Here is a 5,319-nt window from a genome sequence, read left to right as displayed (position 1 = left end):
AGGTATTCCGATAGAAAGCATCGCCAAAATGATGGGACACGCCTCCATCTCCAGCACGCAAATTTATGCCCAAATCACTGACCAAAAGATTGCAATGGATATAGAAAGATTAATACGGAAAGGAGGTCTGTAAATTTAGATCAATAAAGAAGTACTGCTTCTACTTACTTAAGCATGGAACAAGCCTCTTTCTCTTATTTTGCAGTCCTTGCTTAGTAGAGACTTGAATGATTCTAAAGAAATAATTTGTTAGCATTGAAATTCTTTTTTTTTTGTGCTAAAATTCGTATCTTTATACCCGCAAACGTAGATTGGCGACGGTGTAACACTGCACCTTTGTTTTTAGAGGAAAATTTATCATTTAAGTCTAACTAATATCGCCTGACCGCTAGTAGCAATTGTAGCAAACTATTCATAGATAGTGGAAAAGATGGAAATCATAAAGACAAATATTTTAACGAAACGCTTCGGTTCAACCGTTGCAACAGATAACATTTCCATTCACGTTAATCAGGGCGAGATTTACGGTTTCTTGGGACTAAACGGTGCGGGTAAGACAACCCTAATTCGTATGCTGTTAGGAATGATAAAACCCGATAGCGGAACAATCACACTTTTTGGCAACGAACTTACACCGCAATTCAGACAATGGAATGACATCGGTTATTTGGTTGAAACGCCCTATTCATATCCCAATCTTTCGGTTTACGAAAACCTGAAAGTGATTTACAAGTTGCGACAGCAGAACAACCCCAAAGTGATTGACGAGATTATTGAAAAACTAAAACTCACAAAATACAGAAACACCAAAGCCAACGCCTTATCTCTTGGCAACCAACAACGGTTAGGACTTGCAAAAGCACTCATACACAAACCTAAACTTCTGATATTGGACGAACCAATAAACGGTTTAGACCCGGAAGGAATTGTCGAAGTTCGGGAGCTTTTAATCAACCTTGCTGAAAATGGTTCAACCATTTTTCTTTCAAGTCACATACTCGGCGAAATTTCCAAAGTTGCAAACCGTATTGCCATCATTCACGAAGGAAGACTGATTAAGGAGTTGACGACAAAAGAATTATCAAGTCAAATCATCAAGAAAATTCTGGTGCAAACAACAGACAATCAAAAGGCAATTCAACATTTACAAAATGCCAATTATTCAGTTAAACCAATAGAGACAAACGAAATAGAAATTACAAATAGCGAAGCATTGGAAAAACCGGAACTCATATCAAAACTATTGACAGAAAACGGACTTCCCCCCAAACAAATTTTCCTATTTACGGAAGATTTAGAAATGTATTTTCTACGGACCATAAAAGGGAACAAACTATGAAACAGCAAATACGTGCATTACAAGCAGAACTGATAAAAATAAAATACTCGAAAATTATTTGGGCAACTTTTATCGCATTTGCATTAGCACCAATTATGGGTGCTGTTTGCTTTTTTATCATTCAAGGTGGCGAAGCATTGGGAAAAACAGGCGCACTTGTTGCCAAAGCAAAAGCAATGAACTTTGAGGCAAATTGGGAATCGTATTTTGATATACTAACACAAGCCGTTAGCGTTGGCGGTATTTTGGTTTTCGGGTTCGTGGCAAGTTGGATTTTTGGTCGTGAATATTCTGACGGAACAGCTAAAGATTTGCTTTCACTCCCTACATCACGAACACAAATTCTGAACGCAAAATTTAGTCTGTTCGTACTTTGGTGTTTCCTGCTTGTGCTGTCAAATTTGTTGCTGGCATTTGTTTTCGGAGCACTTTTGCAACTCCCACCACCAGGCAGTGGTTGGCTGCTCCAATCGTTAGGCGACTATTTCTTTACGACCGTTTTGACAATTATTATTGGTTTTCCGATTGCATTTTTCGCTCTTTGGAGCAAAGGCTATCTTGCACCTTTGGGCTTTGTTGCATTGACATTGGTATTTGCACAAGTAATTGCAGCGACAGGTTACGGCTCATATTTTCCTTGGTCAGTCCCCGCACTTTATAGTGGTGTAGGCGGCGAATACAAAATCTTACTTGACAATTACAGCTACGGAATTTTAGTACTGACGAGTATTGCAGGGTATATAGCGACAGTGATGTATTGGAACTATGCAGACCAAACAAAATAGAGAGAAACAACTATCGCCAACATGCGCTTTCCGTCAGGTGGAGTTACACGTAAACTTAAAGCTTTGTCTCCCATACCGTTGTGTATAGTGTGAATCTGCGTTACTTACATTGTCTGCTTCGATTTCGTGTCTCTGAAAATAATTCCGCGAGGTGTTGACTATACGATGTAGGCGGCATTGGATATTGTACTGGGTATAGTATTTAAGCAACAATTTGATATTCCAGATGGAATCGGCATTGCGCTTATCGTGGCAGGTGTAATAGTCATAAATCTCTTTTCAAGTACATCAGCACATTGACAGGGTGGCATTCCTATTTACAAAAGAAAAAGTCGTTTGTCAATCCTCTTGATTCTTTAAGGCACAACAAAATATCATAGCAAAAGAATAAACAGTTATCTCCGATAGTTCTCTTGCAATAGTTGGTTTATGTCTGAGAGTCGATAGAGAATTTTCCCTGCGATTTGGGTGTAGGGAATAATACCTTTGTCCCGATAGTCTTGCAAGGTGCGAGGGCTGACGAAAAGCCGTTCGCAGACCTCTCGCCCCGTGAGGTAGATTTCTCCCCCGAAGAGCGAACGGTGCGTTTGGGCAGCCTCCCGAAGGCGTTTGCTCACTTCTTGAATGCCCGAAATGAGTTCTTTCATCTCGGGCGTTTCTTTGTTTACGATTTCGTGTTCCATAGTCATTGTATTTTTCGGTTCGACTTTTCGAGGAGTGCTTCCACATCCTCACGTTTGTAATAGCACTTGTGTCCGATTTGGATAAAGGGCAGCACGGAAGTGTCCCGATAGTGCTGGAGCGTTCGTTTGCTGATGTTGAGTATTCGGCACACGTCCCCGTTGTGCAACAGGTCGGGGACTTCGGGCTTCGTTCCGAATTGTTCTCGCATACAAAGAGCCAACTCTTCGATGCTCTTTTTCAGTTCCTCCCAAGCGGAGGTGTCGATGGCGGTAAATCTCATATCAATATCGTTTTTAATTGTCGTTTTTCTCTTTTCGGTGCAAATGTATGCAAGCGAAATCCTTGTCCCAAGAACCGGTGAAATCAAGGGAAACAGCAGGAAATCGCAGGCAAATGTATAAGCACAAATCGCCTAATTCACTCACCTTTCTCTAAGTGCGTACTTGTGGCTCTGATATGGTGTGAAATGTCCGCACGACACAACGGGAAAAAGATACCGAGCGACCGTGAGATTGCTCGGTATCTTTTCTTTGATTACTCGGCATCTTTTGGATGCTCTCTCACCAATGATAATTCTCGCTTGCCTATCCCTCGAAGAAAAAGGGTGCAGACGTTGGCAATCCGATGAAGTCGTTTACAGAGCCTTTCTCCTCTCTGTTCTTGCTTTTTGAGCCTTTTCGTTCTGTTTTCTCCCATTTTTACTACTCATTTTCGGAGCATTTCTCTGTACCTCGAAGCAACAGACACACCAGCCTTGGGACTCTGTGTTCGCCTCTGTAACTTGGTTTCAGCATCCGTTTTCGGATGAAAGTTCAAAACCAAGCAAACAGAAGAAGTACGAACAATGAAAAGAAACAAGCAAACGAGAAATGCCATAGATACTTTCTTCTTTCACTGTGAAAGGATATATACAGTGAAAGGGAAAAAGCAGGGAAAGGCTTTTTGTCTGCTGGGAAGTGCGACAAAGTGCGTCCTCCGTAAGCCGACAATCTTTTCCCTTTCACCGTTTGAATCACCTTTTTATCCACACAATAATCATCGAATCAACTTATGAAATCAAGATTTTACGACCGACAACACATCAAGGCGATACCGATAGCCGACTATCTGCACGCCTGCGGCATCGAGCCAGCGAAGCGTTACAACGGCTACGCCCTCTATCACGCACCCTACCGAGAAGACTCCAACGCCAGCCTGAAAGTGGACTTTCGGCAAAATCTGTGGCACGACTACGGCACAAGCCAAGGCGGAAGCATCATCGACCTTGTGATGCGGATACGTGGATGCAGTGCCTATGAAGCTATCGCGTATCTTGCCGAAGGCAAAGCGACAACCCTCGCCCCCTTTCCCTTTCATCGTGAAGCTCGCATAGAGCAGAAAAGGAAAGAACAGCGACCAAGTAATACAAGGCGTATTCTCTCCATTAGTGAAGAATTGCCCCTGCATCTGCAAAACTATCTCCGAGAAGTACGCAAGATAGACCTTGCCGTGGCAAGTCCCTATCTCCGTCACGTTCGCTACGAAGTGGGAGGAAGAGAGTACTCTGCCATCGGCTTCCCCAATCGTGCAGGAGGGTATGAGCTTCGGGACGACAAGACATTCAAGGGAACAATCGCTCCGAAGAATATAAGCCTCATTCAAGGGAATACTTCTGAAACGTACTGTCTCTTCGAGGGCTTTATGGACTTCCTTTCCTATCTCACAATGAAAGGGAAGAATGAGTTTGCCCCTTGTCTTATTCTGAACTCCGCGAGCAATATCCATAGAGCCGTTGCCTATCTCTACGAGAACGGCATCGACTCCGTTCGGGCTTTCCTTGACAACGATGAAGCAGGACGAAAAGCCCTCCAATCTCTTCGCTCAGCAGGCATCAAGACAGAGGATATGAGCCGACACTATGCCCGATACAAAGACCTCAATGAGTACCACGTTGCCCAAAGAACAGGGCAAAAACAGGTGATACCACCTCGTAAACGAGGACTTGGACGATAAGGCAAAACAGAGCAAACAACATTATTCCATCATCAGGTATTCAAAGGTGCAGGAAATAAAATGTATGCGAATAAACGGCTTTGTTTCGATAGCTACGGCAGTTCCTCAGAACCGCAAGTTTGCAGGGCTAAACTTAGAAACAAAGCGGACAGGTATTCACAGAATGCAACTCGACAAGAAAGAAGAACGAGCAGGGCGGAGCGGACATTTCAAGAAATGCCATAGCTCATTAGGGCATTTTCTTCACGCTGCACTCCGTTACCGCTAAAAAAGCCCTCCTGAGCCAAGGGACTCCGCCCCTTTGGATACCCCTTAAAACAATCTTCAAACAATGGGCTACGCCGTACTACATATAGACAAGGCGAGGAGCAACGACTCGGGAAATACCGCTCATATAGCGCGGGCATATACCCCGAGTAACGTCGATCCTTCTCGCACACACCTGAACAGGGAATTGGTGCAATTCCCTGCAAATGTGACCAACCGTAGCGAAGCGATAGAGCATCGCATCGCCACGGC

Annotated in this window: 5 protein-coding genes and 2 pseudogenes; 5 read left to right on the top strand and 2 right to left on the bottom strand. The window is 43.6% G+C overall.

The features are described from left to right. From C7382_RS10220 to C7382_RS09865, 3 genes and pseudogenes are all read left to right on the top strand, one after another. A pseudogene (locus tag C7382_RS10220) lies at positions 1 to 133 on the top strand (site-specific integrase); the annotation flags it as partial. Between the two features lie 297 nt (positions 134 to 430). Beyond that, positions 431 to 1,339 (top strand): ABC transporter ATP-binding protein, encoded by a 909-nt coding sequence (locus tag C7382_RS09870; protein WP_116680094.1) that lies wholly within the window; start codon positions 431 to 433, stop codon positions 1,337 to 1,339. Further along, positions 1,336 to 2,124, top strand: coding sequence for an ABC transporter permease (locus C7382_RS09865; RefSeq protein ID WP_116680093.1), 789 nt, complete (start codon positions 1,336 to 1,338; stop codon positions 2,122 to 2,124). The genes C7382_RS09870 and C7382_RS09865 overlap by 4 nt, the downstream gene beginning before the upstream one ends. 395 nt (positions 2,125 to 2,519) lie before the next feature. On the opposite strand, the gene C7382_RS09860 is transcribed toward C7382_RS09865, so the two are convergent. Together C7382_RS09860 and C7382_RS09855 are read right to left on the bottom strand one after the other, a co-directional pair. Next, positions 2,520 to 2,807, bottom strand: coding sequence for a helix-turn-helix domain-containing protein (locus C7382_RS09860; protein WP_116680092.1), 288 nt, complete (start codon positions 2,805 to 2,807; stop codon positions 2,520 to 2,522). A 2-nt stretch (positions 2,808 to 2,809) separates the two neighbouring features. Further along, positions 2,810 to 3,088 (bottom strand): helix-turn-helix domain-containing protein, encoded by a 279-nt coding sequence (locus C7382_RS09855; RefSeq protein WP_082129247.1) that lies wholly within the window; start codon positions 3,086 to 3,088, stop codon positions 2,810 to 2,812. 770 nt (positions 3,089 to 3,858) lie between these two features. Between C7382_RS09855 and C7382_RS09840 the strand changes: the two genes are divergently transcribed. After that, positions 3,859 to 4,800: a toprim domain-containing protein gene (locus C7382_RS09840; protein ID WP_116680090.1), complete on the top strand. Its 942-nt coding sequence runs from the start codon at positions 3,859 to 3,861 to the stop codon at positions 4,798 to 4,800. A 331-nt stretch (positions 4,801 to 5,131) separates the two neighbouring features. Next, positions 5,132 to 5,319: pseudogene (locus C7382_RS09830) on the top strand (plasmid recombination protein); the annotation flags it as partial.

It is taken from the genome of Porphyromonas loveana, assembly GCF_003096695.1.
Taxonomy (GTDB): domain Bacteria; phylum Bacteroidota; class Bacteroidia; order Bacteroidales; family Porphyromonadaceae; genus Porphyromonas; species Porphyromonas loveana.
Note: the sequence above shows the minus strand (reverse complement) of the source record. Positions and strands in the feature narration are given on the sequence as shown.